General features: G+C 58.3%; 25 protein-coding genes. 19 read left to right on the forward strand and 6 right to left on the reverse strand.

Annotated elements, in window-relative coordinates:
- Positions 1-122: 122 nt before the first annotated feature.
- The 7 genes from tssI (at position 123) to ACA075_RS02530 (ending at position 8,929) form a co-directional block, all read left to right on the forward strand.
- Positions 123-2,216, forward strand: coding sequence for a type VI secretion system tip protein TssI/VgrG (gene tssI, locus ACA075_RS02500; protein ID WP_497299191.1), 2,094 nt, complete (start codon positions 123-125; stop codon positions 2,214-2,216).
- On the forward strand, positions 2,213-2,779 hold the full coding sequence (locus ACA075_RS02505; protein ID WP_497297151.1) for a DUF4123 domain-containing protein: 567 nt from the start codon (positions 2,213-2,215) through the stop codon (positions 2,777-2,779). The genes tssI and ACA075_RS02505 overlap by 4 nt, the downstream gene beginning before the upstream one ends.
- Positions 2,776-5,469, forward strand: a complete 2,694-nt coding sequence (locus ACA075_RS02510; RefSeq protein WP_497297152.1) for a toxin VasX — start codon at positions 2,776-2,778, stop codon at positions 5,467-5,469. Before ACA075_RS02505 ends, ACA075_RS02510 begins: the two co-directional genes overlap by 4 nt.
- On the forward strand, positions 5,460-6,419 hold the full coding sequence (locus tag ACA075_RS02515; RefSeq protein WP_497297153.1) for a DUF6708 domain-containing protein: 960 nt from the start codon (positions 5,460-5,462) through the stop codon (positions 6,417-6,419). The genes ACA075_RS02510 and ACA075_RS02515 overlap by 10 nt, the downstream gene beginning before the upstream one ends.
- A 357-nt stretch (positions 6,420-6,776) precedes the next feature.
- A complete protein-coding gene (locus tag ACA075_RS02520; RefSeq protein ID WP_461952106.1) occupies positions 6,777-7,046 on the forward strand; it encodes a hypothetical protein in 270 nt (89 codons plus the stop codon).
- A gap of 260 nt (positions 7,047-7,306) precedes the next feature.
- The gene (locus tag ACA075_RS02525; RefSeq protein ID WP_497297154.1) at positions 7,307-8,287 is read left to right on the forward strand and encodes an ImmA/IrrE family metallo-endopeptidase; all 981 of its coding nucleotides are present in this window, start codon (positions 7,307-7,309) and stop codon (positions 8,285-8,287) included.
- Complete coding sequence (locus ACA075_RS02530; RefSeq protein ID WP_497297155.1) at positions 8,288-8,929, forward strand: hypothetical protein; 642 nt, start codon at positions 8,288-8,290, stop codon at positions 8,927-8,929.
- Between the two features lie 70 nt (positions 8,930-8,999).
- On the opposite strand, the gene ACA075_RS02535 is transcribed toward ACA075_RS02530, so the two are convergent.
- The 5 genes from ACA075_RS02535 to rsgA all read right to left on the reverse strand — a co-directional run bounded on the left by ACA075_RS02535 (position 9,000) and on the right by rsgA (position 12,461).
- Positions 9,000-9,209 carry a DUF2158 domain-containing protein gene (locus ACA075_RS02535; RefSeq protein ID WP_497297156.1) on the reverse strand — a complete coding sequence of 70 codons (210 nt, stop codon included), beginning with the start codon at positions 9,207-9,209 and terminating at the stop codon, positions 9,000-9,002.
- 153 nt (positions 9,210-9,362) lie between these two features.
- A complete protein-coding gene (locus ACA075_RS02540) occupies positions 9,363-9,848 on the reverse strand; it encodes a toll/interleukin-1 receptor domain-containing protein (protein WP_497297157.1) in 486 nt (161 codons plus the stop codon).
- A complete protein-coding gene (locus ACA075_RS02545) occupies positions 9,848-10,807 on the reverse strand; it encodes a caspase family protein (RefSeq protein ID WP_497297158.1) in 960 nt (319 codons plus the stop codon). Before ACA075_RS02545 ends, ACA075_RS02540 begins: the two co-directional genes overlap by 1 nt.
- 3 nt (positions 10,808-10,810) lie before the next feature.
- Positions 10,811-11,218: a TIR domain-containing protein gene (locus tag ACA075_RS02550; RefSeq protein ID WP_497297159.1), complete on the reverse strand. Its 408-nt coding sequence runs from the start codon at positions 11,216-11,218 to the stop codon at positions 10,811-10,813.
- Between the two features lie 211 nt (positions 11,219-11,429).
- A complete protein-coding gene (gene rsgA, locus ACA075_RS02555) occupies positions 11,430-12,461 on the reverse strand; it encodes a small ribosomal subunit biogenesis GTPase RsgA (RefSeq protein ID WP_074873186.1) in 1,032 nt (343 codons plus the stop codon).
- 107 nt (positions 12,462-12,568) lie between these two features.
- On the opposite strand from rsgA, the gene orn reads away from it, so the two are divergent.
- Together orn and ACA075_RS02565 are read left to right on the forward strand one after the other, a co-directional pair.
- Entirely contained in the window at positions 12,569-13,111 is a 543-nt protein-coding gene (gene orn, locus ACA075_RS02560; protein WP_056746367.1) for an oligoribonuclease, read from the forward strand.
- A 225-nt stretch (positions 13,112-13,336) separates the two neighbouring features.
- Positions 13,337-13,948, forward strand: a complete 612-nt coding sequence (locus ACA075_RS02565; protein WP_007945604.1) for a trimeric intracellular cation channel family protein — start codon at positions 13,337-13,339, stop codon at positions 13,946-13,948.
- Here ACA075_RS02565 and queG read toward each other — a convergent pair.
- Complete coding sequence (gene queG / locus ACA075_RS02570; RefSeq protein WP_497297160.1) at positions 13,930-15,009, reverse strand: tRNA epoxyqueuosine(34) reductase QueG; 1,080 nt, start codon at positions 15,007-15,009, stop codon at positions 13,930-13,932. The two genes, ACA075_RS02565 and queG, sit on opposite strands and share 19 nt — an antisense overlap.
- 62 nt (positions 15,010-15,071) lie before the next feature.
- Between queG and ACA075_RS02575 the strand changes: the two genes are divergently transcribed.
- From ACA075_RS02575 to ACA075_RS02620, 10 genes are all read left to right on the forward strand, one after another.
- Positions 15,072-16,571: an NAD(P)H-hydrate dehydratase gene (locus ACA075_RS02575; RefSeq protein ID WP_497297161.1), complete on the forward strand. Its 1,500-nt coding sequence runs from the start codon at positions 15,072-15,074 to the stop codon at positions 16,569-16,571.
- Positions 16,559-17,029, forward strand: a complete 471-nt coding sequence (tsaE, locus tag ACA075_RS02580; RefSeq protein WP_077750238.1) for a tRNA (adenosine(37)-N6)-threonylcarbamoyltransferase complex ATPase subunit type 1 TsaE — start codon at positions 16,559-16,561, stop codon at positions 17,027-17,029. Before ACA075_RS02575 ends, tsaE begins: the two co-directional genes overlap by 13 nt.
- Positions 17,030-17,077: 48 nt before the next feature.
- Positions 17,078-18,457: an N-acetylmuramoyl-L-alanine amidase gene (locus tag ACA075_RS02585; protein WP_497299192.1), complete on the forward strand. Its 1,380-nt coding sequence runs from the start codon at positions 17,078-17,080 to the stop codon at positions 18,455-18,457.
- Positions 18,458-18,465: 8 nt separating this feature from the next.
- Positions 18,466-20,364 (forward strand): DNA mismatch repair endonuclease MutL, encoded by a 1,899-nt coding sequence (gene mutL / locus ACA075_RS02590; RefSeq protein ID WP_497299193.1) that lies wholly within the window; start codon positions 18,466-18,468, stop codon positions 20,362-20,364.
- Positions 20,364-21,335: a tRNA (adenosine(37)-N6)-dimethylallyltransferase MiaA gene (gene miaA / locus ACA075_RS02595; protein WP_497299194.1), complete on the forward strand. Its 972-nt coding sequence runs from the start codon at positions 20,364-20,366 to the stop codon at positions 21,333-21,335. The genes mutL and miaA overlap by 1 nt, the downstream gene beginning before the upstream one ends.
- A 94-nt stretch (positions 21,336-21,429) precedes the next feature.
- Positions 21,430-21,690: an RNA chaperone Hfq gene (hfq, locus tag ACA075_RS02600; RefSeq protein ID WP_007902656.1), complete on the forward strand. Its 261-nt coding sequence runs from the start codon at positions 21,430-21,432 to the stop codon at positions 21,688-21,690.
- 12 nt (positions 21,691-21,702) lie between these two features.
- Positions 21,703-23,004 (forward strand): ribosome rescue GTPase HflX, encoded by a 1,302-nt coding sequence (gene hflX, locus ACA075_RS02605; RefSeq protein WP_033055543.1) that lies wholly within the window; start codon positions 21,703-21,705, stop codon positions 23,002-23,004.
- Positions 23,005-23,100: 96 nt separating this feature from the next.
- A complete protein-coding gene (gene hflK, locus ACA075_RS02610; RefSeq protein ID WP_497297162.1) occupies positions 23,101-24,273 on the forward strand; it encodes an FtsH protease activity modulator HflK in 1,173 nt (390 codons plus the stop codon).
- A complete protein-coding gene (gene hflC / locus ACA075_RS02615) occupies positions 24,273-25,142 on the forward strand; it encodes a protease modulator HflC (protein WP_497297163.1) in 870 nt (289 codons plus the stop codon). Before hflK ends, hflC begins: the two co-directional genes overlap by 1 nt.
- A gap of 315 nt (positions 25,143-25,457) precedes the next feature.
- Positions 25,458-26,645: an ATP phosphoribosyltransferase regulatory subunit gene (locus ACA075_RS02620; RefSeq protein WP_497297164.1), complete on the forward strand. Its 1,188-nt coding sequence runs from the start codon at positions 25,458-25,460 to the stop codon at positions 26,643-26,645.
- The last annotated feature ends 43 nt before the right edge of the window (positions 26,646-26,688 follow it).

Here is a 26,688-nt window from a genome sequence, read left to right on the forward strand (position 1 = left end):
TAAAGATCGGTCTTACATCTATCCGTTTTTCCCGTTGTTAACGTGCCCGCCAGTTTCGCGAGCACAGACCATGGACGGTTTGGACGTCGCGCTTCATTTCCTCTCTGCTTAAGGAAAAGCGTATTTTCCGGTCGGCCAATACGTCGCACTTCGAACTAAAAATCCCCACTGTTCGCAACGATTTCAAAGTCCTCGCCTTCGACGGGGTCGAGGCCATCAGCGCCTTGTACGCGATCCGCGTTGAGCTGGTCAGCGAACACCCGGATTTCGATCTGGAGAGTCTGCTCAGCCAGCCTGCCTTTCTCCAGTTCGGTCATCACAGTGAAGGCCTTCATGGCCGTATCGAAGACGTATTCGTCGGTGAATCCGGAAAACGCCTGACCCGTTATCACCTGACCCTGGTGCCGGCGCTGCACTACTTGCAGTTCAGCCACAATCAGCGGATTTTTCAGCACCTGACGGTGCCGCAGATCATCGCGCAGGTACTCAAGGGCCACGGCATTCAGGCCGATGCGTTTACCTTCCATGTCAGCACCAGCCCCGAGCGTGAATACTGCACGCAGTATGGGGAAAATGACTTCGAGTTCGTCCAGCGGCTGTGCGCCGAGGACGGCATCGCCTGGCATCACCAGCATTCGCCAGACGGTCATCTGCTGGTGTTCACCGACGACCAGACCTGCTTCCCCAAACTGGGCGAAACCCCTTATCAGCAAGGCTCCGGCATGGTGGCGGAGCACCCGGTGGTCAGCCAGTTTTCCATGCGTTTCAGCACCCGGACCAGCACGGTCACGCGCCGGGACTATGACCTGAAACGGCCGAGCCTGCTGCTGGAGAGCCGCTTCACCGCCGAGTTCAGTCCAGAGCTCGAAGACTATCGCTACCCGGCGTTCATCGAGAACGAAAAACGCGGCAAACAACTCGCGCGCCAGGCCTTGGAGCGCCACCGTGCCGATTACCAGTTAGCCGAGGGCAACAGCGATCAACCGAGCCTGCGCAGTGGTCACTATTTTGACCTGACCGAGCACCCGCGCAAAAGCTGCAACGATTTGTGGTTGCTGGTAAGCCTTCGTCACATTGGGAAACAACCTCAATCACTTGAAGAGGCCATCACCAGCGACGTCAAATCCGAAGACGGTTTTACCCAAGGCTATCGCAACAGCTTCAGCGCCATTCCCTGGGATGTGTTTTATCGGCCACCGATACCCGCACCAAGACCGGCGCTGGTCAGCCAGACCGCTCGTGTCACCGGGCCGGCCGGCGAACAGATTTATTGCGACGAGTTTGGTCGTGTGAAGGTCGAGCTGCCGTGGGATCGTGCCGAACTCAACAGTGAAAAAAGCAGCTGCTGGCTAAGGGTGTCATCGAGTTGGGCGGGTGACAGCTTTGGTGCGGTGACCGTCCCGCGCATCGGCATGGAAGTCGTCATCACTTATCTGGACGGCAATCCTGACAATCCGCTCATTACCGGGTGCGTACCGAACAAGGTCACGTCCGTGCCGTATTCGTTGCCCGAGCACAAAACCAAAACCGTCTTGCGCAGCCACAGCTCCCCGCACACCGGCGGCTACAACGAGCTGTCGCTTGAAGACCGTGCTGGGCAGGAACAAATCTTCCTGCGCGCCCAACGCGACCTTGAGCAACTTGTCCTCAACGACAGCGACACCAAGATAGGCAACGACCGCCGCGAGCAGATCACCCGCGACAGCCACAGCCTGATCAGCAACGACCGTTTCGAACAGGTCGACCGAAACAGCGCCAGCCTGATCAAGGGCGACGAGTTGCACACCACCCAAGGGGTGCGCAACACGGTGATCGGCGGCAATGAACTGATCACCATCACCGGCAATAGCAGCACGACGGCAGAGGGCACTCTGGTGATTCAGGCTGGGCCGCATGCCCATGTCAGCGCGAGCAATGTGGTCATTAATGCCGGAACGAGCTTGACGCTTATGGCCGGTGGTCAGCACATCGTCATTAATTCGAGCGGGATTTTCAGCAGTGTGGCCATTGTCGAGGGTGGTTCGCCGGTCGCGGGCCTGCCCGGGCAGGCGGCACTGTCAGTAGTTCCCCAAGCTGCCGAGGCAGTGGTTATCGACACCCTCCCCATGGAAGCCCTGCTCAAACAGAACATCGTCTTTCGTGAGGCCGATACCGGCATTTGCCCCATATGCGATGCCGCCCTGGAACATCAGGTAACAGAGAGGGTTGAAGCATGACCCCGATCAGCCCGAACAAAGGCCTGCTCCTGCTTGACGGTGCCCAGTATGAGGACGCTTTCGATTGGCTTCACGAGCACTACGGCGCAGACGCTCCTCAATCGCTTTTCAAGGGAACCGCCTACGAGCCGATTGGCGCAGCGGGGCCATTTCTGCTCAATGCCTCACTGAGTAGCGCAGCCTACGCCGCGTGGTGGGGTGGCTCTGACTTGCAACACGGTGTTTGGCTGGCTACTCCACAGAGTGCCCAGCAATGGCTCCCGATCCTGCAACGTCGGTTGCGCATATTTGATGAATACCAGCGAGAGCTATGGCTGCGCCTGGCGGATGGCTCGGTTCTGCGACGCGCCTGGTTGGCCGGAGTGCAATGGCCAGCAGGCTTTTGGTTTGGTGTGGAAAGCGTCTGGCTGCGTCATGGCAACGCGCCGGTGTGCGCTTGGGAAAACGAAGCGCCGGAATTCGACTCAGCGCCGGCCAATAAAGGTCTGGTCGCGCAAATCACCCTGCCTGAGCCGCTTCTGCATGCACTGAGCCTTCCCACCCACCCGGAGAAAAACGCATGAGTGCCCAGAGTAAAGTTCGCGTTGGAACGTGCCCGCTGTTCGCTGCCGTTTTGCCCCTGCGATACGCTCTTGGCCCAACCCTCGCTGTCGATACTGATGCCTACGACTTACCGGCGTTGAGCGGTTCGTTTCCCGAGTTGGGGCCTCGGCATCCTGATTTGACCGCGCACGCGCTTAGCTACACCTCGCGTTTGTTGCGCGACGGTTGGCTCTACGTCTGGGAGAGCAGTCCACCCAAGTTGGTGGAGTATCAGGTCGAAAAAGCTCAGCTCACCCAAACCCCGCGTGCAGGCAGGGTGATCGACACCCGAGCCAAACCCCATCTGTTATTGAGAGCGGGCGACCCTGCCGGATTGGTCTGGTCGCCCATTCGCTGGAGTGAGGCGCAATACGAGGCCACTAGAAAAGACCCATCGGTGCGTCAGCGCATCATGCGCAGTTTTGTGCCGGGCGTTGCGCCGTTCAGTGGCAAGGTCGACACCATCGCCCAACAGATTGGCGAATACACCGATGTGACGAACTATGGTTGGAGCGGGGAGCCCGAAACGGAGCACGCCCCCGACTGGTTGAAAGTGCTCAAACAGATGGGGCGTTGCGAACAGCAGACCTACGCCGTCATTGATGATGCATGGGGCGTGCTACTCGACCTTGCCGCGCTGATGCGTGTGCGTAAAGAAGCGTTCGACAGTTACCAGGAACATCACGCTGAAGAGTGGGCGATGGCCAGTGTCATCAAGTCACTGAGCGAAGGCGACCGCCAACTGAGTGCACAACTGCCGTCTATCACTCGCTATGACGAACTCCAGCGCGCGTGGAAGGATCAGGAGATTCAGAACGACCGGTATACCGCCGACACGCGGCGTCTGGCCCAACTCTGGGTGGCGTGGTTCAACACCCTGCAAGTGGCTGGACCGTCGAGCATGGACACGGCTTGTGGTCATTTCGACATCACCCAGTCGATGGCGCGTGAGGCACTGGAGTTGCATTTCGCGGCGGCTTGCCTCGGGCCGGCCAATACCAGCATCGGCGCTCAGGCCATTACTCTGAATCTGGACGGCAACTCGCCGGGTAAACCCTGGCTGCTTTGGGCTTTGCTCGGATTACCCGCACGGCTTGGCAAAGGCGAAATCAAATACCTCGTCGATCTGGGCGATGCGTTCAACGACAACACGACGGCGTTGCAGGAAGGTGCTAGCAAGCTTGCCAGCGCTTTCGGGTATGCCGATGCAGTGAACAAGACCGCCGACAAATTGAAACAACATAAACCGGCCTCGAGCATTGAGGCCTTGTTTCTGGCCATCGCTCCGGTTGCTGGGTTGCAACTGCATCGGGCACAAAATCCGGCCAGCACCGCCGGGAGCTTGTACATGGCGGCGGTTCTGGCTCGTAGCGACCAGCGCATCCAAACGTTGGGCGTTACCTCACGTCAGCTGGGGGAGTGGTACAGCGACTTGATGGGGACACGCCCAACGGCGCCTGCTCATTTGAGCGTTGCACCGCTGGTCGCGGCTTTGGGGCAGAGCGTGCCGTTCATGCATCTGGTGCCGGCCAGCACCAAATTGCCTCCGTTGCCGGTAAATCTGGCGGCGGGTGTGGATTTGAGTAGCGTGCTGGATCTGAAAGGGACTTGGGACAAAGCGCCGATCAAGGTTTTGGTGACGTTGATGGCAGGGCTGAATTTTTATTGGTCAATGGATCAATTTGCAAGTAAGCCGACAACCAAAGGAGGATTCGGCGCGTTAGGTGCTTTGGTCGGAGTTGGAGCAGCAGGCGCGGCAGTTGCTCAGCGGGTGGCAGAGGTTAACTGGACTTCTGTTGTTAGCCAGAGCGGCAAAAGTTCTATTCCAGCAAGGCTCGCGTTAGTTCGAGCCATGGGAATGGCCGCAGGTGCTGCGTTGGCACAGTCAGCTTTCCTCTGCTTTGATGTGGTGGTCTATGGTTTTGAAGCCTTTGAGGCGTTCCAGGCGGGTGACTTCGACACCTTCTCCGTTAATCTGGGGCTGATCGGGGCTTCAGTAGCGAGTATCAGGCTCCAGGCTCAAGCCTTCCGGGCGCTGCGCGTTGCGCGAGCGGCCGTTATAGCGGGGGATGCGGCGGCTATTTCTAAAGGGATGGATGTCGTGCCTCACTTGGGTGTCAAGCTTTTGGGGCTTGCCGTGGTGATTGTGGGTGGGATCATTGCCCGGCTCTATACGACGGATTCACCGCTGGAAAAATGGGTAAAAAACAGTCATTTCGGTATCCGTCCGGACAGCGTTTGGTCAAATAACTACACCCTGTCAATGGAACGTCTATATCCCATTCTGTTTCCTGTCAGTTTTGAAGTCTTCCGACTGAGAGAGTTGCACCCCTATCAAGGGCAAGTCACCTCCACCTACTTGATGTTGAACCTACCGGGGGAAAACATTCAGATGACGGATGGGATGATTCACTTCAAAGGCCATGAAATCTGGCGCGATACACTCGGATATCACTCCGACCGGGTCAAAAAGGTCGACTGGACAGGTGAAAATTTTGATCGGCATAGTGGCAGCCGGATTACTGTGCAAACTGGCATAACCCCATACCGGCGCGTCTACCATGAAGACGGCGTGCGGGATTTGTGGAGCATTGAGGGCGATTTGATCTATTCGCCGCGTGAAGGACTGACGCTGCCAGCGGTAAAAATCAAGGATTGGGCATGGATATGAATACGCCGGAACAACCGCGCTACAGCGCCGCCCCCACCGTACTGCTCGAAGCGGATAAACCCACCGGTGAACAGCCTATGGAGTTATTTCTTACGGAGGATCATACAGAGGACTATTTAGCGTTATCGGCTGTTGGGGATGCGGGACGAGGGCAACTTACTGGTTTATGTGGCTGGGTTCTCATTGGAAGTTTAGGTATCGGTATTTACAGCTTTATCCAAAGCTCTGAATTGAAAGCTCTTTACATAATGCTTGGAATTGGGCTACCGGTATTCCTCGTGCCTTTCCTTTGGGAAGTCCTCCGTCCCTTGCCTTTGCCTATCCTGTTTAACCGTCGCACCCGCGAAGTGTATTTCGAACACGAAGGTGAACTGCTCCACACTCCTTGGGATGGCATAACCGCCGTGGCTAATGAATACCAGCTAGTTGGAACCCACATTGGTGGCGTGCAAAGCGCCTCACTTGAAATACGCATGCAGCAGTTTGAAACACCAGAAGTTGCATTGATGGTCAGCCTCGGCCCCCCTTTCGGCAAATCATTGGCGATGCAGAAAGGCTTTTGGGAATACATTCGTTCCTATATGAACAACGGCCCGTATTTCGACGAGCAGGGAAATCACAGCGAGTCTGATGCTTTCGTACAAAGCCAACTGGCCGTGCAGCCAAACATGAGCGGCTGGTTCAAGGACACCTTCAACGACATAAAAAAGAAAAGAGCGGAAAGTGGCGGCAAGAACTACTTGGGCGGCAGCGACGTAGTCATGCTTTTTCTTACTTTTCTCTTTTACCCATGGTTTCGGATTCAGGAGCTCACCTACAACCTCGCCAAACGCCGCTCCCGCAAACTGTGGCCGAAAGTTGTCACTGAGCGGCTGAAAGCGAATGGCCCAACCACACGCCTTGTAGATCTGGAAAACGAGCAGGATTATGGCGTACAGAAAGAAGGTTGAACGATCCCCGCGTGAGCGGTAAAAAAATCAAAGAAAGAGGCATTTCCGAGAAAGGTGTAGGACGGCTCCGAGACGCATAAACCGGGTTTCACTTCGCTGGAGGCTCACCTATAGTTTGCTCGTCGCCGACAAATCGGTGATCGACTTTAGCCGGTCGTTACAGATGATGCACAAGCGCCCGTATAATCGTGGCGCTTTTTGCTGCCTGACATCTACGTGTCTATGGTGGCTGTGCGTGGGACACCTTCGGGTGTGCCGGAGTCATCTGTCCGGTCGGCTAACCCGCGTACAGCTACCACCCCAATTCGTTTAGCCGCGAAAGGGTGGGAACTTCACCTATCAGATGAGATTCAAGCCATGCCCAAATACCACCCGCTCCAAGGCAATTTCAGTGTCGGCCCGACGCTATACATCGACACCGAAGCCCGCGCTTCCGATCTTCTCGAAACCGCCGTCCACCGACTCAAAGCCGCACGCAATCTGCTCAACAGCGTCACCTGCCTGTGCGTCAAGGAAGCCGAAGGTCACGACCTGGAGCATTTCGCCAATGCTGCACACATGTTGATCCAGGACGGCTGTGATGCCTTGGATGTACTGGGCTGGACGCTGGAAAAAGCTGCACGCTGAAAATGAAAGCCGCGATGTTCGCGGCTTTTTCTAGGGCTGTGGATACCTGCTTATAAAGTGGGAGGCGCCACTTCAACTCGAAGAACCTGTGTTCCGGTAAGGGCGCTGGCTGACTCCGACGAGCAGCATGGTCCGCATCTCTGCATAACTTGCAACTGCTACAAAGAATCTATACTGTCCCGTGAGTTTTGCGGCAAGACATGATGTCTACTGCTTGAGCTACCCATTTCATGTGATGCCATTCTAGGGAGGAGGGATCTATGACAACAGTTCAGAACCTTTACTCCGCCTTAGACAAGCAGGGCATTTCGAAAAGAAAGCTCGCTCTTCTGCTGCCTGACTGGTGGACAGATGAGGTAGAAGCGTCACCGTCAGGTGTGCAGCAAGCCAAGGTTTATTTGGCCAAAGCATTAAGTCTGCGTATGCGTCCTTTCAGTGAGACGCCTCCTCGGATTGAGTTCGACTTACCGGCAGATAAGCGATTCAAAAAGTCTGCCAAAACCTCTGAAGCAGATGTGAATCTTGCGGTTGCCTTGGCTCGCAGTGCCTCGCGCCTTGCGCTTTCTGCGCTGGATACTCAATTCGTCCCCCCGCCGCCGGATGCTCTGGCGATTCGCGAGTACCTGCTTTCGTCAGGGGCTCCTTGGGTGGGCTTGCCTGCGTTGCTCGACTATTGCTGGAGCATTGGCATCCCTGTCATTCATTTGGCTACGCCTTTGCTCGGTCGAAAAATGGACGGCATTGCCATGGCGATCAATGGCAGGCCATCGATCGTTCTTTCTAACAACCGAAAAAGCGGTTTCTTGCTTTTCCATTTGGCACATGAGCTTGGGCATATCGCCTTGGGGCATGTCGGCGCAAATGGAACGATTGTTGATGATGAAATCAAAAAAGACGATGATCAGGACAAAGACGCCGATGAACTTGCAGCGGACCAGTTCGCTATCCAGTTATTGACTGGGAATGCTCATGGCAATCTAATACTTCAGCACTTGATCAAAGCGCCCGTGCTGGCACGGCAAGCAGTGCAGTATGGGAAAGATCATAAGATCGATCCTACACATATCGTTTTAAATTGTGCCCATAACAACAAGCGACTTTTCCCTTTGTGTGTCTCTGCGGCAAATCTCATTGCTGGAGAAAGCACCGACCAATCATTGGTATCAGACTTTGTTTTTCGGCAGTTGCATGGAAACCTAAAGCACGACAGCGAGCATTTACTGCGGAAGCTTATCGCATAAATGATTCTCCTCACCGACAACGACATATTAGTAAAACTTGCTCAATGTGACTTGATTGATGAGGCTTTGACCGTTTTTCAGTGCGGGCTAGGTGATTGCTACGTTTTAGATAGTGCCAAGCATTCTCTCTACTTAAATGACGTTGAAAAGTGCGTATCCAGGCGTGTCGGTAGCTACCAATCTTACGATCGACTTTGTAATCTCGTCCAGTCATGCCGCGTGCTCGGCGCAGCCGATGAAGATTTGGATTTCATGGATGAACTGCTTCAAATCGACAGCATCGACGATGGAGAGCTTTTGCTGTTGATGCATGCCTTTTCCCTCTACCAAAATCAACAGTCTTACTCATTTACCACAGGCGACAAGCGCGCACTTGTTGGTATCTTGATGTCGGGGTCGGATAGAGCCAAGCAGATACTTTTCCAGCGCGTGGAATGTGTGGAGTCGATCATTCTGAAAGCAATTCGAATATACGGTTTCGCGCATATCAGTACGAAGCTCATACAAGCTCAGGCTCTTGTTGCTGCAGAAAAATATGACAAGGTTCTGAGAATGGCTTTCGGTGCCGGACGTGATGAGCATCACTCCAATATTTGCCTTTCTCAATACCTCGCGCCCGTCGGTCAGTTCATCAAGCCCTGACTTATATGCAAACTAGACAGCCCCCAGAACTGTTAAATATTCAGGAGGGCTGTTCGATGCATGTAACTAATCAGACAAAAAATGGTATCGGTGGACCAGAAGGCTCTTCTACCATCTCAACGCCAAATGTTGCGTGCTGCAACACTTTGGACTTGTCGAACCATGAACATGTGAGCTGAACGCCAATGCCATCTCCCAAATCTTCTTCAACATGTTTAATCGTCATGTTCGGTCCGCCACTTTTAAGTACCACAACGTCGCCTTTTGCAAAACTCGACATCTCCCTGCTCCTTGGATAGTTGAAAAATTATAATGGCTGCCAAGAGATACTAATTCAATGACCCATTCGAAGACCCGGCACCGAAACCGGTGGAGCCGCCGAAGCAGTGATCCACAAAAAAGCCGCGAGATCATCGCGGCTTTTTTGTGCCTGTCAGTAACCGCGACGAATGCGGTTTTTGAGCTGGTCGTGGAACAGGTCGGCATTACTCTTGTAGGTGCCTCGAGCGGATTCACTGAAGGACTCTATTCCTGTCGAGCGCTCCAGCATGGCCTCTTTGCGGTACGCATCGATGAAAAAGTCGAGATCGGTATCACCACTCAACTTCGGCCATTTATCGAGGTACAGCGGCAACGCGCTGGCCCCGATCTTGTAAGAGCAGATCCTGCGATCACTGATGGTCGCTTCACCGATTTCAAACGGCACCCACCAGGACATGGCGGTCTCCTGCGAGACCACCGCCAGCAAGTGTGTGCATTCGGTAATGTTGCGGGTGATGACGGCGGTAATGTCGTCGGTCTGCTGGGATTCTGTGTCCAGCACATCGAGATAGGTCTTGATATTCGCCAGTTTCAGGCGCGCATTGATGGCCATTGCCTGGATGCGGTCGGTGTGGCGGTAGCTGATAAACACTGGCATCAGAAATGTCCCTTGATCGCGAGTTCGCGGTAATAGGCGCCGAGGGCGGTGAGGCGGCAGCCGGTGGAGTGGATGGCGGCGTAGTACATGTGCTCTGCGTCCACCGGTTCGATCAGGCTGTGGCGATTGCACTTTTGCAGCTGGGCGAAGACTTCGCCGTGGTCCGGGTCGAACGATGTTTCGGTGGGTTCGTAGCTGGGGTCGAGTGCAAAGACATGGCTGGGCTCCGGGAACCAGTCCTTGAGTTTGCGCAGGGTCTCTTCGGCGATCAGTGGCGTGACCTCGCGCAAGGGGACAAATTGCGAGACGTTGGTCTTGAACACCGGCCGTTGTTCCCACGCGCCCAACGCATTGTCGACGAATGAATACACGCTGCCGGGAGTGACCTTGCCCAATACGTTGGCGGCTCCGCCGTGCAGCGCTTGCAGCAGCAGATCGGTAAACACGCCGTGGCCGCGACCTTCGAGTGCAACCTGATCTTTTTTGCAGGCCGTGAGAATGGTCATGCCTTCGCCGATGACGCTGCTGCCTCCGCGTAACCCGCGCATCGCGGCGGCTGCGCCGGCCTGGCAGCAGTCGAGGATGATGATTTTGTTCTTGATGTGGGGGGCGTTGTCCGCCCAACTCAATATGTCACTGATGCGAATGCCATCGCCACCCGGTGCAAAGTCCTGAGGAATCAGCAGCCCTTCGTCGATGCTGGTATCGAACTGGCCATGGCCGGCGAAATACAGCAGCGCCACATCACAATCGCCGGAAAACAGGCTTTGGATATGTTGCTTCATGGCCGTCAGCGAAAGGTCATCTTCGGCTGAGTTCAGCACCTTGCTGCTGAAGTTCGGTCGCCCGTTGGCGTGACGCTCCAGCACTGAGGCCATGGCCATCGCGTCGTTATTGCATCCGCTCAACGGGGAGACGTGGGCGTAATGGTTGATCCCGATGAACAATCCCTTGCGCATGGTTCAACCCGCCGCGTGAGTGCGAATGGCACTGATGATGCTGTTGGTGTTCCAGGCGCATTCGGCATGTGCGGCCTGGCGCACTACGGCAGAAATCCGCTCCGCGCCAAAGGGTTTGACCGCAATGATCACCTTGCCCATTCGTTTGGCGATCTCGATTTCCTTGTTGATCCACTTGCTGTAGGTCGAATACATCCCCGCCATGATCAGCACTGCCGAGCAGGGCCGGATTTTGTTTTCGATGGCTTCTTCCAGCTGTTTGTCGGTTTTCGCGCCGATGATCGGGTTGTCCGGCGGCACCGAAAAATTTTTGAACGTGAAGCCGGGTTTAGCGTTGAGCAGCCGCACGAGGTTGTCGTGGGCGTGGGGGTAGTTCCACGAATGGCTGATGAACAAATGGTAGGTTTGCATGGATGTCCCTCGTTATCGCCGGAATGCGAAGAGGGTTTGAATGTATGCACGTGGATGGCCGCAACAAGGTCTGCGCGGTTAAAGAGACGGGTCCTTCAAACAGGCGCGCAAATGCCCTACAGGGATATCTGACGTTTAAAAGGCGGGGGATTTTCAGGTCGCAACGAACAACCCGCCGCCCCGTCTGCATCGGGGCGGCTGGAATGTCTGTTTAGTAGCTGGTTTCGGGCAAACTGGCGATGATCGAGCGATAACTGTTCATCCGCTGCTGCTGCACGCGACCCTCTTCCAGCGCCTTGAGCAAGGCGCAACCCGGCTCGCGGTCGTGCTTGCAGTCGCGGAAGCGGCAAGTGCCAATCAAGTCGTTGAACTCGATGAAACCGGCTTCGACATCGGCGCGGCTGACGTGGCCCAGGCCGAATTCGCGGATGCCCGGGGAGTCGATCAACTCACCGCCACCGGGGAAGTGGAACAACCGCGCGGTCGTGGTGGTGTGGGTGCCCTGGCCGGACAGCTCGGACAGCGGGCCGACACGGGCTTCGACTTCAGGCAACAGGGTGTTGACCAACGAGGATTTGCCGACGCCGGACTGGCCAACGAACACACTGATGTGCCCGTCCAGTTGTGCCTGCAATTGCTCCATGCCGTTGCCGTGGTGCGCCGAGACTTCCAGCACCGGGTAACCCAGCGTGCGGTAAACCGCTAGCAAGGCATTCAGCGCGGGGGCGTTCTGCTCGTCAATCAGGTCGAATTTGTTGAGCAGTAGCAGTGGCCGGATACCGGCGTGCTCAGCAGCCACCAGGTAACGGTCGATCAGGTTCGCGTGAGGCTCGGGCAGCGGGGCGAAGACGATGACAATCATGTCGACGTTGGCCGCAACAGGCTTGAGCTGGCCACGGCTGTCCGGACGGCAGAGTTCGGTTTTACGCGGCAGTTGCGCCACGATCACACCGATGCCCTGGTTGCCGGCACGCCACACCACCTGATCGCCGGTCACCAGCGCAGGCAGGTTGGCGCGCAAATGGCAGCGGAACACCTGGCCCGCTAAATCGCCATCAAGCGCTTCGACTTCGACCTGCACACCGAAGTGCGCGATCACCAGGCCCGTCTGTTCGGGGCCCAGGTCGCCGCCCTCAAGTGCCTCGACAGCCGAGGACTCGCGTTTGGCGGCGCGGGCAGCGCGCTCGCCTTGAATCTTTTCGATGCGCCAGTTTTGACGACGATTGAGTTGGCGTTTGGCCATGGGTGTTCCGTATCAAGAATGCAGCGATTATGTAAAACGGCCGCGAGTTTAGCACGCCCGGGCCTCGCCCTAGGCTAAACTGCGCAGCATTGCCTAGGAGCCGACACATGCAAAACCCGCAGAATCTGATCTGGATCGACCTGGAAATGACCGGTCTGAACCCGGACACCGACGTCATCATCGAAATGGCCACCATCGTCACCGACAGTGACCTGAACACCTTGGCCGAAGGACCGGTCATCGCTATCCACCACAGCGACGAGATCCTCGCCGGTATGGACGAGTGGAACACCCGTCAGCACGGCGGTTCGGGCCTGACCCAACGAGTTCGCGACAGCCGCATCAGCATGGCCGAAGCCGAAGCCGAGACCATCGCCTTCCTGGAACAATGGGTGCCGAAGGGCAAGTCGCCGATCTGTGGCAACAGCATCTGCCAGGACCGTCGCTTCCTTTATACCCACATGAAATCCCTGGAAAGCTTCTTCCACTACCGCAACCTCGACGTGTCGACCCTTAAAGAGCTGGCCGCACGCTGGGCGCCGGACGTGCGCGACAGCTTCAAAAAGGGTAGCACCCACCTGGCTCTGGACGACATCCGCGAATCCATCGCCGAGCTGCAGCACTACCGCAAGCATTTCATCAAGTTTTGATGCAGAGCGGTGAGGGCTTTTGTGGCGAGGGGATTTATCCCCGTTCGGCTGCGCAGCAGTCGTAAACCTGCGAATGCGGTGTGACTGAAAGAATGCAGGGGGAGTGCTGCGCGCTCCGGCGGGAGCAAGCTCCCTCGCCACAGGTTGCGTGTAATGCTTTCTTGCCCTCTTTTGGTGCCGGGACTAAATGGCTAGACTGCGCGCCTTTCTGCAAGGACCGCCACCATGTTGCTGATGCTTTACCTGATCGCCATCACCGCCGAAGCCATGACCGGTGCCCTGTCTGCCGGCCGTCGCGGCATGGACTGGTTTGGTGTGGTGCTGATCGCGTGCATCACGGCGCTCGGCGGCGGTTCGGTGCGTGATGTGTTGCTCGGTCACTATCCGCTGACCTGGGTCAAACACCCGGAATACCTGGTGTTGACCTCGATCGCAGCGATGTTCACCGTCTTCGCTGCACGCTGGATGCGTCACTTGCGCTCGTTGTTTCTGGTGCTTGACGCTGTGGGGCTGGTGGCATTCACCCTGATCGGTTGCATGACGGCCCTGGAAATGGGCCACGGCATGTTGGTGGCCTCGGTCAGTGGCGTGATCACCGGGGTGTTTGGGGGCATCCTGCGCGACATCTTCTGCAACGACATCCCGCTGATCTTCCGCCGCGAACTCTACGCCAGCGTCTCGTTCGCTGCCGCGTGGTGCTACATGCTCTGCATTTACCTGCAATTACCCGGCGAACAGGCGATTCTGATCACGCTGTTTGGCGGCTTCCTGCTGCGGTTGCTGGCGATTCGTTTCCACTGGGAAATGCCGAAGTTCGTTTATAACGACGAAGCCTGACGCTCTGCGTGTTGCTTCAACGCCCACTCGACGTGTTCCCGTACCAGTTCCGACGGATAGTCGCGGCGCGCCTTCAAGGCTTCCAACACCGGAATGCTCGAGGGTGCGTTCCCTAGTCCCACTGCGAGATTGCGCAACCAACGCTCGTAACCGGCACGGCGCAGCGGTGATCCTTCGGTGCTGCTGAGGAACCTGTCCTCATCCCACATGAATAGTTCGGCCAATTCGGCGTTGTCCAGGTTATGCCGTGGCTTGAAGTCGCTTTCGCCGGACGGGCGGGCGAAGCGGTTCCATGGGCAGACGATCTGGCAATCATCGCAACCGAATACCCGATTGCCGATCAACGGCCGCAAGTCTTCGGGGATCGCGCTTTTCAGTTCGATGGTCAGGTAAGAGATGCAGCGCCGGGCGTCCAGCACGTATGGGCCGACGAAGGCGTTGGTCGGGCAAATGTCCAGGCACGCCGTGCAGCGGCCGCAATGTTCGGTGCTGTGCGGTGGATCGACCGGCAGCGGCAGATCGACAAAGAGTTCGCTGAGGAAGAAGTAACTGCCGGCCTTGCGATTCAAGACCAGGGTGTTTTTGCCGATCCAGCCCAGGCCGGCCTTTTCCGCGATGGCCTTTTCCAGCACCGGCGCGCTGTCGACGAAGGCGCGGTAGCCGAACGGCCCGATGACTGCCTGAATTTTTTCTGCCAGTTGTTGCACACGTTTACGGATCAATTTGTGGTAATCGCGGCCCAAGGCATAACGCGATACGTAGGCTTTTTCCGGTTGGGCCAGACGTTTGGCCATTTCGGTGTCGCCCGGCAGGTAGTCCATGCGCAGGGAAACTACCCTCAACGTGCCCGGCACCAGTTCTTCCGGGTGTGAGCGTTTGCTGCCGTGGGCGCCCATGTAGTCCATTTCGCCGTGGTAGCCGGCCGCCAGCCAGCGTTCCAGGTGCTGCTCATGCTCGGCCAGGTCCAGGCCGCTGATGCCGACTTGCTGAAAGCCCAGCTCGCGGCCCCAGTCCTTGATGGATTGGGCGAGGGCGGGCAGGTCTGTAGTAATAGCGGGCATGAGGCGAGAGAAACCGGGCTGAGGTGCGTATAATTCTGCCAGACATCGGAGCCCGAAGACGCATGCCGCACACTAAAGATGATTTACCCGACGCGCTGTACAGCGCCGCGCACGTGCGAGCCCTCGATGCGAACCTGATCGCGGCCGGCACGCCGGGCTTCGAATTGATGCAGCGGGCAGCGCGAGCGACCTGGCGTGCGCTGGTCCGTCAGTGGCCAACGGCGAATGAATTGAGCGTGGTGGCCGGTCACGGCAATAACGCAGGCGACGGGTATCTGGTGGCGGTGCTGGCGCGGCGTGCCGGTTGGCATGTCCGGGTGTTGGCGGCCGGTGATCCCCCGCGTTTGCAGGGCGACGCAGCGCTGGCCCATGCCGAGGCCGTGTCCGAGGGCATTGCGGTTCAAGCCTTCACTGCGCAGTCGGAGTTGCGTGGGATCGTGCTCGACGCCTTGCTCGGCACCGGTTTGACCGGCGAGGTACGAGAGCCCTTTGCCAGTGCGATTGCCGCAATCAATGCCAGTGGCCTGCCGGTGGCGGCGGTGGATATCCCTTCGGGTTTGTGTGCGGATACAGGGCGCATTTTGGGCTCGGTTGTTCGAGCTGATCTGACCGTGACGTTCATTGGCTTGAAGGTGGGATTGTTCACGGGCGACGCGGCGGATGTGGTCGGCAATCTGGTGTTCAACGATTTGCAAGCCAGCGCCGAGTCGTTTGACGAAGTCGACATTGATGCCCTTCGCCTGACAGCCGGTAACTTGCCGCGTCTGGCAGGCCGCGCGCCAACCGCCCATAAAGGCAAATTCGGGCACGTCTTGCTGATCGGCGGTGATCGTGGCTTTGGCGGCGCCATTCTGCTGAGCGCACAAAGTGCCCTGCGCAGTGGTGCGGGCATGGTGTCCGTGGCCACGCGCAGTGAACATGTGCCTGCGGCGTTGGCGAGAATTCCTGAGGCCATGGTGCTGGGCACTTCGTCGGCCAATCAGCTGATGGAACTGCTGCAAAAAGTTTCCGTGCTGGTGGTCGGCCCGGGCCTGGGTCAGGCTGCCTGGGGGCGCAGTCTTTTGTCGGCGGCGGCCAACGCGCCGTTGCCGCAAGTCTGGGATGCCGATGCGTTGAATTTGCTGGCTTCAAGCCATGTGAGCCTGCCCAAGGGTTGTGTGATCACGCCGCATCCGGGCGAAGCGGCGCGGTTGCTGGGGATTAGCGCCGCCGAAGTCCAGGCTGATCGCCCGGCGGCGGCGCATGCATTGAGCAAAAAATATACAGCTGTTGTGATTCTCAAAGGCGCCGGCAGTCTGATCGCCAGCCCCGATGGGCGCCTGTCGTTGTGTCATCAGGGCCATCCGGCAATGGCCACCGCGGGTTTGGGTGATGTGTTGGCCGGTCTGGTCGGCGCATTGATGGCCCAGGCCATGGACGCATTCGACGCCGCCTGCCTGGCGGTCTGGCTGCACGCCAATGCCGGCGCGCAACAAGGTAAATCGGGCCGTGGGCTGGCGGCCAGTGATCTGATCCCAGCCATTCGTCAGTTGTTGGAGGAGCAAGCACCGTGTCTGAAGTAACCCTGTACCTGGCCGATGAAGAGGCGATGACCGCATTTGGCGCACGCATCGCACAAACCACCCAAGGGCACGGTCTGATTTTTCTGGAAGGCGATCTGGGGGCGGGGAAAACCACGCTTTCACGGGGCATCATCCGTGGCCTGGGGCATGTCGGGGCGGTAAAAAGTCCGACGTTCACCCTAGTCGAGCCTTACGAGATCGGCGACATCCGGGCCTTCCATTTCGACCTCTATCGCCTGGTCGACCCGGAAGAGCTGGAGTACCTCGGTATCCGCGACTACTTCGAAGATGACGCGCTGTGCCTGATCGAATGGCCCCAGAAGGGTGCAGGCTTTTTGCCAAAGCCCGACCTGACCATTACCATTAGCCCGCAAGACAGCGGGCGTTCGCTGAAAATTTTGTCCCAAGGCTCGCGTGGCGAGTCGTGGTGTGCCGCTTTGGCATTGGAATCCAATTAAATGATGGGGTCTGGTATGCGCTTTCGCGCGATGGTAGCTGCCGTAGGGATGTTGTTTTTGGCGGTGACCGTCGACGCTGTGGCCGAGACTAAGGTCAACAGCGTTCGTTTGTGGCGGGCGCCGGACAACACGCGGTTGGTGTTCGACCTGACCGGGCCGGTGCAACATAGCGTTTTCACCCTGACCTCCCCGGATCGGCTGGTGATCGATATCAATGGTGCGACCCTCGGCGCCCCCCTGAACGTCAATGCTTCGAATACGCCAATCACCGCCATGCGCTCGGCTCAACGCACGCCGACCGACTTGCGCGTGGTCATCGACCTGAAAAAAGCCGTCACGCCCAAAAGTTTTACCCTGGCGCCGAACGCCCAGTACGGCAATCGTCTGGTGGTCGATCTGTTCGATAACGCCGCCGACGCCGCACCGATTCCGCCGCCGACCAACGTTGCGACGGTCGCGCCGGTTCCAGTCACCCCGATAGACCCGCCGGTCAAGCTGCCGCCCGCTCCGGCTGGCAAGCGCGACATCATCGTGGTCATCGATGCCGGTCACGGCGGCGAAGACCCGGGTGCCTCGGGCTCTCGCGGTCAGCGTGAAAAAGACGTGGTACTGGCCATCGCCCGCGAACTGCAACGCCAGGTCAACGGCATGAAAGGCTTCCGCGCCGAACTGACCCGTACCGGCGACTACTTCATTCCATTACGCGGCCGTACTGAAATCGCCCGCAAAAAAGGCGCCGACTTGTTCGTCTCGATCCACGCCGATGCCGCGCCTTCGGCGGCTGCGTTCGGTGCGTCCGTGTTTGCCCTGTCTGATCGCGGTGCCACCTCGGAGACGGCCCGTTGGCTGGCCGATAGCGAAAACCGTTCCGACTTGATCGGCGGTGCCGGCAACGTCAGCCTCGACGATAAGGACCGCATGCTCGCGGGCGTGCTCCTCGACTTGTCGATGACCGCATCCCTCACGTCCAGCCTGAACGTTGGCCAAAAAGTCTTGAGCAACATCGGTCGCGTCACGCCGCTGCACAAACAGCGCGTGGAGCAGGCCGGGTTCATGGTGTTGAAGTCGCCGGACATCCCGTCGATCCTGGTGGAAACCGGGTTCATCTCCAACGCCAACGAAGCGTCCAAGCTTGCCGCAGCGAACCACCAGCAGGCGCTGGCGCGTTCGATCAGCAGTGGCGTGCGTCAGTTCTTCCAGCAGAACCCGCCACCGGGCACCTATATCGCCTGGCTGCGTGACTCCGGCAAGATCGCTCAAGGCCCGCGCGACCACCGGGTGAGCCCGGGCGAAACGTTGGCGATGATTGCCGTGCGTTACCAAGTGTCTCCGGCCACTTTGCGCAGCGCCAATAACCTGAAAAGCGACGAGCTGAAAATCGGTCAGACCCTGACCATTCCCGGCACAGAACTGGCGTCCAAAGAATGAATCAGGTGCTGTCCAACACGGCTCGCATCGAGCTGCTCAGCCCGCGACTGGCGAACCAGATTGCCGCCGGTGAGGTGGTTGAGCGTCCGGCGTCGGTGATCAAGGAGTTGCTGGAAAACAGCCTCGACTCCGGCGCCCGGCGTATCGATGTCGATGTGGAGCAGGGCGGCGTCAAGCTGTTGCGGGTGCGCGATGACGGCAGCGGCATTTCGGCCGATGACTTGCCGCTGGCCTTGGCGCGACACGCCACCAGCAAGATCCGCAACCTGGAAGACCTCGAGCAGGTCATGAGTCTCGGGTTTCGCGGCGAAGCACTCGCCTCGATCAGCTCCGTGGCACGTCTGACCCTGACGTCCCGTACCAAGGATGCCGATCAGGCCTGGCAAGTCGAGACCGAAGGCCGGGACATGGCGCCTCGTGTGCAGCCGGCGGCCCATCCGGTGGGTACTTCGGTTGAAGTTCGCGACTTGTTCTTCAACACCCCGGCGCGGCGCAAATTCCTCAAGACTGAAAAAACCGAATTCGATCACCTGCAAGAAGTGATCAAGCGCCTGGCGCTGGCGCGTTTTGACGTGGCGTTTCATTTGCGCCACAACGGCAAAACCATCCTCAGCCTGCACGAAGCCCATGACGACGCGGCTCGCGCCCGGCGAGTGGCGGCGATTTGCGGTTCAGGTTTCCTGGAGCAGGCGCTGCCGATCGAAATTGAACGCAATGGCCTGCATTTGTGGGGTTGGGTCGGGTTGCCGACGTTCAACCGCAGCCAGGCGGATTTGCAGTATTTCTTTGTGAACGGCCGTGCCGTGCGTGACAAGCTGGTGGCCCACGCGGTGCGTCAGGCGTATCGCGACGTGCTGTTCAATGGTCGGCATCCGACGTTCGTGCTGTTTTTCGAGGTCGATCCGGCCGGTGTCGACGTCAACGTGCACCCGACCAAACACGAAGTGCGCTTCCGTGACGGGCGCATGGTTCACGACTTCCTCTACGGCACTTTGCACCGCGCCTTGGGCGATGTGCGTCCGGATGATCATCTGGCTGCGCCGGTGGCGACGGCGATTGTTCGGCCGACCGGTATCGATGCGGGTGAGTTCGGTCCCCAGGGCGAAATGCGCCTGGCGGCCAATGCCTTGCTGGAACAACCTCAAGCGCAGCCGTCGTTCAATACGACAGCAGGCTCGGGCGCTGGCGCCGGTTATCAGTATCAATACACGCCGCGTCCTCAGTCCGGCGTGCCAGCGGCTGAAGCCCAGGCGGCGTACCGGGAGTTTTTTGCACCTTTGCCAGAGGCAAATGCCGTCGCGCTCCCGGCCGGGCAGGATGATATTCCTCCATTGGGCTACGCATTGGCGCAGCTCAAAGGCATTTACATTCTCTCGGAAAACGCCCAGGGCTTGGTGCTGGTGGACATGCACGCCGCCCACGAGCGGATCATGTACGAGCGCCTGAAAATCGCCATGGCCAGTGAAGGCCTGAGCGGCCAGCCGCTGTTGGTGCCGGAATCGTTAGCGGTGAGCGAGCGCGAAGGCGATTGCGCCGAAGAAAACGTCGCGTGGTTCCAGCGTCTTGGTTTTGAACTGCAGCGACTGGGCCCGGAAACACTGGCTATTCGGCAGATTCCAGCCTTGCTCAAGCAGGCGGAAGCCAATCGCTTGGTCAGCGATGTGCTGGCCGATCTGATGGAATACGGCACCAGCGACCGCATTCAGGCGCACCTGAACGAACTGCTCGGCACCATGGCCTGCCACGGCGCGATTCGGGCGAACCGGCGCCTGGCGCTGCCGGAAATGAATGGTCTGCTGCGGGACATGGAAAACACCGAGCGCAGCGGTCAATGCAACCATGGCCGACCGACCTGGACCCAATTGGGCCTGGACGATCTGGACAAACTGTTCTTGCGCGGTCGTTGATGAGCCAGCTCCCACCTGCGATTTTCCTGATGGGCCCGACCGCAGCGGGCAAGACTGATCTGGCCATCGAGCTCACCAAGGTCCTGCCTTGCGAGCTGATCAGTGTCGATTCGGCGCTGGTCTATCGCGGTATGGATATCGGCACCGCCAAGCCTTCGAAAGAAACGCTGGCGGAATTCCCGCACCGTTTGATCGATATCCTTGACCCGGCCGAGAGCTATTCGGCGGCTGATTTTCGCCGTGATGCGCTTGAGGCGATGGCCGAGATCACTTCGCGGGGCAAAATTCCGCTGCTTGTAGGCGGCACGATGCTCTACTACAAGGCTTTGGTCGAAGGACTGGCAGAAATGCCGGCGGCCGATCCCGAGGTCCGTGCGCAGATCGAAGAAGAGGCTGCACGCCTTGGCTGGCAAGCCCTGCATGAACAATTGGCACTCGTTGATCCGGTTTCGGCGGCGCGAATTCATCCGAACGATCCGCAGCGAGTCAGTCGAGCGCTGGAAGTTTATCGCGTCAGCGGTCAGAGCATGACCGAGCTGCGACTTAGACAAAGTGCGCAAAGTACTGAAGCAGCCGCTTCGGGACTGCAACAATTGCCCTATACTGTCGCGAACTTGGCCATTGCTCCGGCAAATCGCCAGGTACTGCACGAGCGAATTAAACAAAGATTCACAGTTATGTTGGAACAGGGATTCATTGACGAGGTCGTAGCCCTGCGTAAGCGAAGTGACCTGCATTCCGGGTTGCCGTCTATACGTGCGGTAGGCTACCGACAAGTCTGGGACTACCTGGATGGCAAGCTGACCCAAGCCGAGATGCAGGAGCGTGGAATCATTGCCACGCGCCAATTGGCAAAGCGTCAGTTCACCTGGCTGCGCAGCTGGGCTGATTTACACTGGTTGGACAGCCTGGATTGCGACAATCTGCCGCGCGCCTTGAAATACCTGGGGACCATCTCCATATTGAGCTGAGTCCTTGCAATTGCCGTCTATCCTTGGGGGTGTGACGGCCACAAGTCATCTGTTTACCTATTTTTTATATTGAATCCTTAAAGGAGTGCGGCACATGTCAAAAGGGCATTCGCTACAAGACCCTTACTTGAATACTTTACGTAAAGAGAAAGTTGGGGTGTCCATCTACCTGGTGAACGGGATCAAACTGCAAGGCACGATCGAGTCTTTCGACCAGTTCGTTATCCTGCTGAAGAACACCGTCAGCCAGATGGTTTACAAACACGCTATCTCTACAGTGGTGCCGGTTCGTCCAATTCGTCTGCCTAGCGCAACCGAATCCGAAGCAGGTGACGCTGAGCCAGGTAACGCCTGATAGGAGTCTCCTTTGTTCTTTGAGCGCCACGGTGGTGGTGAGCGAGTAATCCTCGTTCACTTGGATGGACAGGACCCTGAGGCGCGCGAAGATCCGCAGGAGTTTCAGGAGTTGGCTAATTCGGCTGGCGCCGAGACCGTTGCGTTTTTTAACGTGCCGCGTCATCGGCCAACCGCCAAATTCCTGATTGGCAGCGGCAAGGTCGAGGAACTTCGCGACCTGGTCCATGCCGAGAAGGCAGATCTGGTGATCTTCAATCACATCCTCACGCCCAGTCAGGAACGTAACCTCGAACGTGTTTTCGAGTGTCGCGTGATCGACCGCACCGGTCTGATTCTCGATATTTTCGCCCAGCGCGCCCGTACCCATGAAGGCAAGCTCCAGGTAGAACTGGCCCAGCTTGACCACATGAGCACCCGGCTGGTTCGTGGCTGGACTCACCTTGAGCGTCAAGGTGGCGGTATCGGCATGCGTGGCCCGGGTGAAACCCAGCTTGAGACCGACCGTCGCTTGCTGCGGGTTCGCCTGCGACAGATCAAGGGCCGGCTGGAAAAAGTGCGCAGCCAGCGCGAACAGTCGCGACGTGGCCGTATGCGTGCGGATATCCCTACCGTGTCGCTGGTGGGGTATACCAACGCCGGTAAATCCACGCTCTTCAATAATGTGACGAAATCCGACGTGTACGCGGCGGACCAGTTGTTTGCCACGCTGGACCCGACCTTGCGCCGTCTGGAACTGGACGACCTGGGGCCGATTGTCCTGGCTGACACTGTGGGTTTCATTCGCCACTTGCCCCACAAGCTGGTCGAGGCATTTCGGTCTACCCTCGAAGAGTCGAGCAACTCGGACCTGCTGTTGCACGTGATCGATGCGGCCGAACCGGATCGCATGTTGCAGATCGAGCAGGTGATGGTGGTGCTGGGCGAGATTGGTGCCCAGGACTTGCCGATCCTCGAGGTCTATAACAAACTCGATTTGCTTGAAGGCGTTGAGCCACAAATCCAGCGCGACGAAAACGGCAAGCCTCAACGGGTCTGGCTTTCGGCGCGTGATGGCAGTGGTCTGGAATTGCTTGAACAAGCCATTGCCGAGTTGCTGGGCAGTGAGTTGTTTATCGGTACCTTGCGCCTGCCGCAGCGATTCGCTCGACTGCGTGCGCAGTTCTTCGAACTCGGAGCGGTGCAGAAAGAAGAGCACGACGAAGAAGGTGTCAGCTTGCTGGCCGTTCGATTGCCGCGTTCGGAGCTCAATCGGCTGGTCAGCCGTGAAGGCGTAGTGCCGACGGAGTTCATCGAGCAACACACTTTGCAATAAAAGCCTGAGAAAGCGGTTGTGCCGTGGTGACAGGCATTCTGTAGCATTGGTCGGCGCGCCGTGGGTGCGTCTTTGCTTTATCAGATGGAGAGCGCTATGGCTTGGAATGAGCCGGGTGGCAACTCGAATAATCAGGATCCTTGGGGTGGCAAGCGCCGCAATAACGGCGACCGCAAGGGACCACCGGATCTCGACGAGGCCTTCCGAAAGCTGCAGGAAAGCCTGAACGGGTTGTTCGGTGGTGGTAAGAAACGCGGTGATGACGGCGGTGGTTCGGGCAAGAGTGGCGGCTTCGGCGGCCTGCTCGGCATCGGCCTGGTCGTGTTGGCGGCCGTGTGGCTGTACAGCGCGGTCTACGTAGTCGACGAGCAGGAGCAAGCCGTGGTGCTGCGCTTCGGCAAGTACTACGAAACCGTCGGCCCGGGCCTGAACATCTATTTCCCGCCGATCGATCGCAAATACCTGGAAAACGTCACGCGTGAGCGTGCCTATACCAAGCAGGGTCAAATGCTCACTGAAGACGAGAACATCGTCGAAGTGCCGCTGACCGTGCAGTACAAGATCAGCAACCTGCAGGACTTCGTCCTGAGCGTCGATCAGCCGGAAATCAGCCTGCAGCACGCGACCGAAAGTGCCTTGCGCCATGTGGTGGGTTCCACCGCGATGGACCAGGTGCTGACCGAAGGTCGTGAGTTGATGGCCAGCGAGATCAAGGAGCGTCTGCAACGCTTCATGGATACCTATCGCACCGGTATCACCGTCACTCAGGTGAACGTACAGAGCGCAGCGGCACCGCGTGAAGTGCAGGAAGCCTTCGATGACGTGATCCGCGCCCGTGAAGACGAGCAGCGTTCGCGCAACCAGGCCGAAACCTACGCCAACGGCGTCGTGCCGGAAGCCCGTGGTCAGGCCCAGCGTATCCTCGAGGATGCCAACGGCTACCGTGACGAAACCGTCTCGCGCGCCAAGGGTGAGGCCGATCGCTTCACCAAACTGGTGAGCGAGTACCGCAAGGCCCCTGAAGTGACCCGTGAGCGTCTGTACCTGGACACCATGCAGGAAGTCTTCACCAACACCAGCAAGGTGCTCGTGACCGGCAACAAGAATGGCCAGAGCAATCTGCTGTACTTGCCGCTGGACAAGATGGTCGAAAGTGGTCGCAACCCCAGCACTCCGGTGACCGGTGCGGCAGCCACCAGCAATGAAGCGAATGCGCGTGCGGCAGCTGATCTGCAGCAACAGCAAGCACGTACCAGGGAGAGTCGCTGATGAGCAATAAATCGCTGATCGCCCTTATTGTCGGCGTCGTCGTGGCCATCGCTGCCTGGAACTGCTTCTACATCGTGGCTCAGACCGAGCGTGCGGTGCTGCTGCAGTTCGGTCGTGTGGTCCAGACCGATGTTCAGCCGGGCCTGCATGTGAAAGTGCCTTACGTTAACCAGGTGCGCAAATTCGACGCACGCCTGATGACGCTCGATGCACCGACGCAACGCTTCCTGACGCTGGAAAAGAAAGCCGTGATGGTCGATGCCTACGCCAAGTGGCGCGTGAAGGACGCTGAGCGTTACTACACCGCAACCTCCGGCCTCAAGCAGATTGCCGACGAGCGCCTGTCCCGGCGTCTGGAATCGGGCCTGCGTGACCAGTTCGGTAAGCGCACGCTGCACGAAGTGGTTTCCGGTGAACGTGATGCGCTGATGTCCGACATCACCGCCTCGCTGAACAAGATGGCGGAAAAAGAGCTGGGTATCGAAGTGGTCGATGTCCGGGTCAAGGCCATCGACCTGCCGAAGGAAGTGAACCGCAGTGTGTTCGAGCGCATGAGCTCCGAGCGTGAGCGTGAAGCTCGCGAGCACCGCGCCAAGGGTAACGAGCTGGCAGAAGGCATCCGTGCCGACGCCGATCGTCAACGCCGCGTGCTGCTGGCTGAAGCCTATCGTGAATCTGAAGAGGTTCGCGGTGACGGTGATGCCCAGGCCGCTGCGATCTACTCCAAGGCCTACGGCCAGGATCAGGAGTTCTACGGTTTCTACCGTAGCCTGCGCGCCTACCGTGAAAGCTTCGCGAACAAATCCGACGTCATGGTCCTGGACCCAAGCAGCGACTTCTTCCGTTACCTGGAAAAAGCCAAGCCTTGATACGACGTTGACCTGAATCATCCCCCGCCTGGCGGCTAAAGCCTCGGGCGGGGTGATCCTTTGGGAAAACGTGTGTATGATGCGGCAGCCGGGAAATTCCCGGCTTTTTTGCGTCTGCACGTTTGATTGCTGTTTTTAAGCGGGCGCCCGAGTTGAATGACTCGACAGGTTTTTCGAGGAAAGTGGTTGGCGAAGCCGGTTTCAGGCTTTTCGCCACGTTGTTTATGCGCGTGGTTTGCACATGAGCCGACCATTTTCTGCTTCACTCAAGGCTTGCCCAACGGCTGGCCGCCCGGATCATAGGGGAATGGCGTAATGGCAACGGTAGACCGCTGGCTGCTGCCAGATGGCATCGAAGAAGTACTGCCACCAGAGGCGGCGCGCATTGAAGTCGCGCGTCGTCAGGTGTTGGATCTGTTCCAGAGCTGGGGTTACGAGTTTGTCGTGACTCCCCATATCGAGTACCTGGAATCCCTGCTGACCGGCGCGGGCTCGGACCTCGATCTGCGTACCTTCAAGGTCATCGACCCGCAATCGGGCCGGCAGATGGGTTTCCGTGCCGACATCACGCCGCAAGTGGCGCGCATCGATGCGCACACCCTGCGTCGCGAAGGCCCGAGCCGCCTGTGCTATGCCGGCAGCGTACTGCATGCCCAGCCGCGCGCCTTGTCGTCCTCGCGCAGCCCGATCCAGCTGGGCGCCGAGTTGTACGGCGATGCCAGCCCGAGCAGCGACGTGGAAGTCATCAGCCTGATGCTGGCCATGCTGCAACTGGCCGATGTGCCGGATGTGCACATGGACCTCGGTCATGTCGGCATCTACCGCGGCCTGGCCCGTGCAGCCGGTCTGTCCGGTGAAGTTGAACAACAGTTGTTCGATGCATTGCAACGCAAGGCCATCGACGAGGTCATTACCTTGACCAAAGGCTTGCCTGCCGATCTGTCGGGCATGCTGCGTGCGTTGGTCGATCTGTGTGGCGGTCGCGAAGTATTGAGCGCTGCCCGCGAGCGCCTGGCGCATGCGCCGGCGCCGGTTCTGGCGGCGCTGGACGATTTGCTGGCGATTGCCGAGCGTCTGTCCACGCGTTTCCCGGAATTGCCGCTTTACTTCGACCTGGGCGAGTTGCGTGGCTACCACTACCACACCGGTGTGGTGTTCGCTGTGTTTGTACCGGGTGTTGGCCAGTCCATTGCCCAGGGCGGTCGTTACGACGACATCGGCGCCGACTTCGGTCGCGCTCGTCCGGCAACCGGCTTCTCCACCGATTTGAAAACCCTGGTGACCCTGGGGCGTGCTGAGATCGAGCTACCGTCTGGCGGTATCTGGATGCCTGACAGTACGGATGCGGCACTCTGGCAGCAGGTTTGCCAGTTGCGCAGTGAGGGTCAGCGTGTCGTTCAGGCGTTGCCTGGACAACCTTTGGCCGCCGCCCGTGAAGCGGACTGCGACCGGCAATTGATTCAGCAGAACGGGCTTTGGCAAGTATCGCCACTGGCTTCTTGAGTTTTCCTGTCGGCTGCGGCCGGCACCAAGTTTGCGCGAATGA

It is taken from the genome of Pseudomonas sp. LBUM1663 (assembly GCF_059695905.1).

What these genes read in the sequence shown, in the direction of transcription:
- ACA075_RS02585 (WP_497299192.1), top strand. Translation starts at nt 17,078, where the DNA reads ATGTTGTTTTTGGCGGTGACCGTCGACGCTGTGGCCGAGACTAAGGTC.
- ACA075_RS02525 (WP_497297154.1), top strand. Translation starts at nt 7,307, where the DNA reads ATGACAACAGTTCAGAACCTTTACTCCGCCTTAGACAAGCAGGGCATT.
- ACA075_RS02620 (WP_497297164.1), top strand. Translation starts at nt 25,458, where the DNA reads ATGGCAACGGTAGACCGCTGGCTGCTGCCAGATGGCATCGAAGAAGTA.
- ACA075_RS02535 (WP_497297156.1), bottom strand. Translation starts at nt 9,209, where the DNA reads ATGTCGAGTTTTGCAAAAGGCGACGTTGTGGTACTTAAAAGTGGCGGA.
- queG (WP_497297160.1), bottom strand. Translation starts at nt 15,009, where the DNA reads ATGCCCGCTATTACTACAGACCTGCCCGCCCTCGCCCAATCCATCAAG.
- ACA075_RS02505 (WP_497297151.1), top strand. Translation starts at nt 2,213, where the DNA reads ATGACCCCGATCAGCCCGAACAAAGGCCTGCTCCTGCTTGACGGTGCC.
- ACA075_RS02575 (WP_497297161.1), top strand. Translation starts at nt 15,072, where the DNA reads ATGCCGCACACTAAAGATGATTTACCCGACGCGCTGTACAGCGCCGCG.
- ACA075_RS02565 (WP_007945604.1), top strand. Translation starts at nt 13,337, where the DNA reads ATGTTGCTGATGCTTTACCTGATCGCCATCACCGCCGAAGCCATGACC.
- hflK (WP_497297162.1), top strand. Translation starts at nt 23,101, where the DNA reads ATGGCTTGGAATGAGCCGGGTGGCAACTCGAATAATCAGGATCCTTGG.
- ACA075_RS02510 (WP_497297152.1), top strand. Translation starts at nt 2,776, where the DNA reads ATGAGTGCCCAGAGTAAAGTTCGCGTTGGAACGTGCCCGCTGTTCGCT.
- ACA075_RS02550 (WP_497297159.1), bottom strand. Translation starts at nt 11,218, where the DNA reads ATGCAAACCTACCATTTGTTCATCAGCCATTCGTGGAACTACCCCCAC.
- ACA075_RS02530 (WP_497297155.1), top strand. Translation starts at nt 8,288, where the DNA reads ATGATTCTCCTCACCGACAACGACATATTAGTAAAACTTGCTCAATGT.
- hfq (WP_007902656.1), top strand. Translation starts at nt 21,430, where the DNA reads ATGTCAAAAGGGCATTCGCTACAAGACCCTTACTTGAATACTTTACGT.
- ACA075_RS02515 (WP_497297153.1), top strand. Translation starts at nt 5,460, where the DNA reads ATGGATATGAATACGCCGGAACAACCGCGCTACAGCGCCGCCCCCACC.
- ACA075_RS02540 (WP_497297157.1), bottom strand. Translation starts at nt 9,848, where the DNA reads ATGCCAGTGTTTATCAGCTACCGCCACACCGACCGCATCCAGGCAATG.
- miaA (WP_497299194.1), top strand. Translation starts at nt 20,364, where the DNA reads ATGAGCCAGCTCCCACCTGCGATTTTCCTGATGGGCCCGACCGCAGCG.
- ACA075_RS02545 (WP_497297158.1), bottom strand. Translation starts at nt 10,807, where the DNA reads ATGCGCAAGGGATTGTTCATCGGGATCAACCATTACGCCCACGTCTCC.
- hflC (WP_497297163.1), top strand. Translation starts at nt 24,273, where the DNA reads ATGAGCAATAAATCGCTGATCGCCCTTATTGTCGGCGTCGTCGTGGCC.
- ACA075_RS02520 (WP_461952106.1), top strand. Translation starts at nt 6,777, where the DNA reads ATGCCCAAATACCACCCGCTCCAAGGCAATTTCAGTGTCGGCCCGACG.
- orn (WP_056746367.1), top strand. Translation starts at nt 12,569, where the DNA reads ATGCAAAACCCGCAGAATCTGATCTGGATCGACCTGGAAATGACCGGT.
- rsgA (WP_074873186.1), bottom strand. Translation starts at nt 12,461, where the DNA reads ATGGCCAAACGCCAACTCAATCGTCGTCAAAACTGGCGCATCGAAAAG.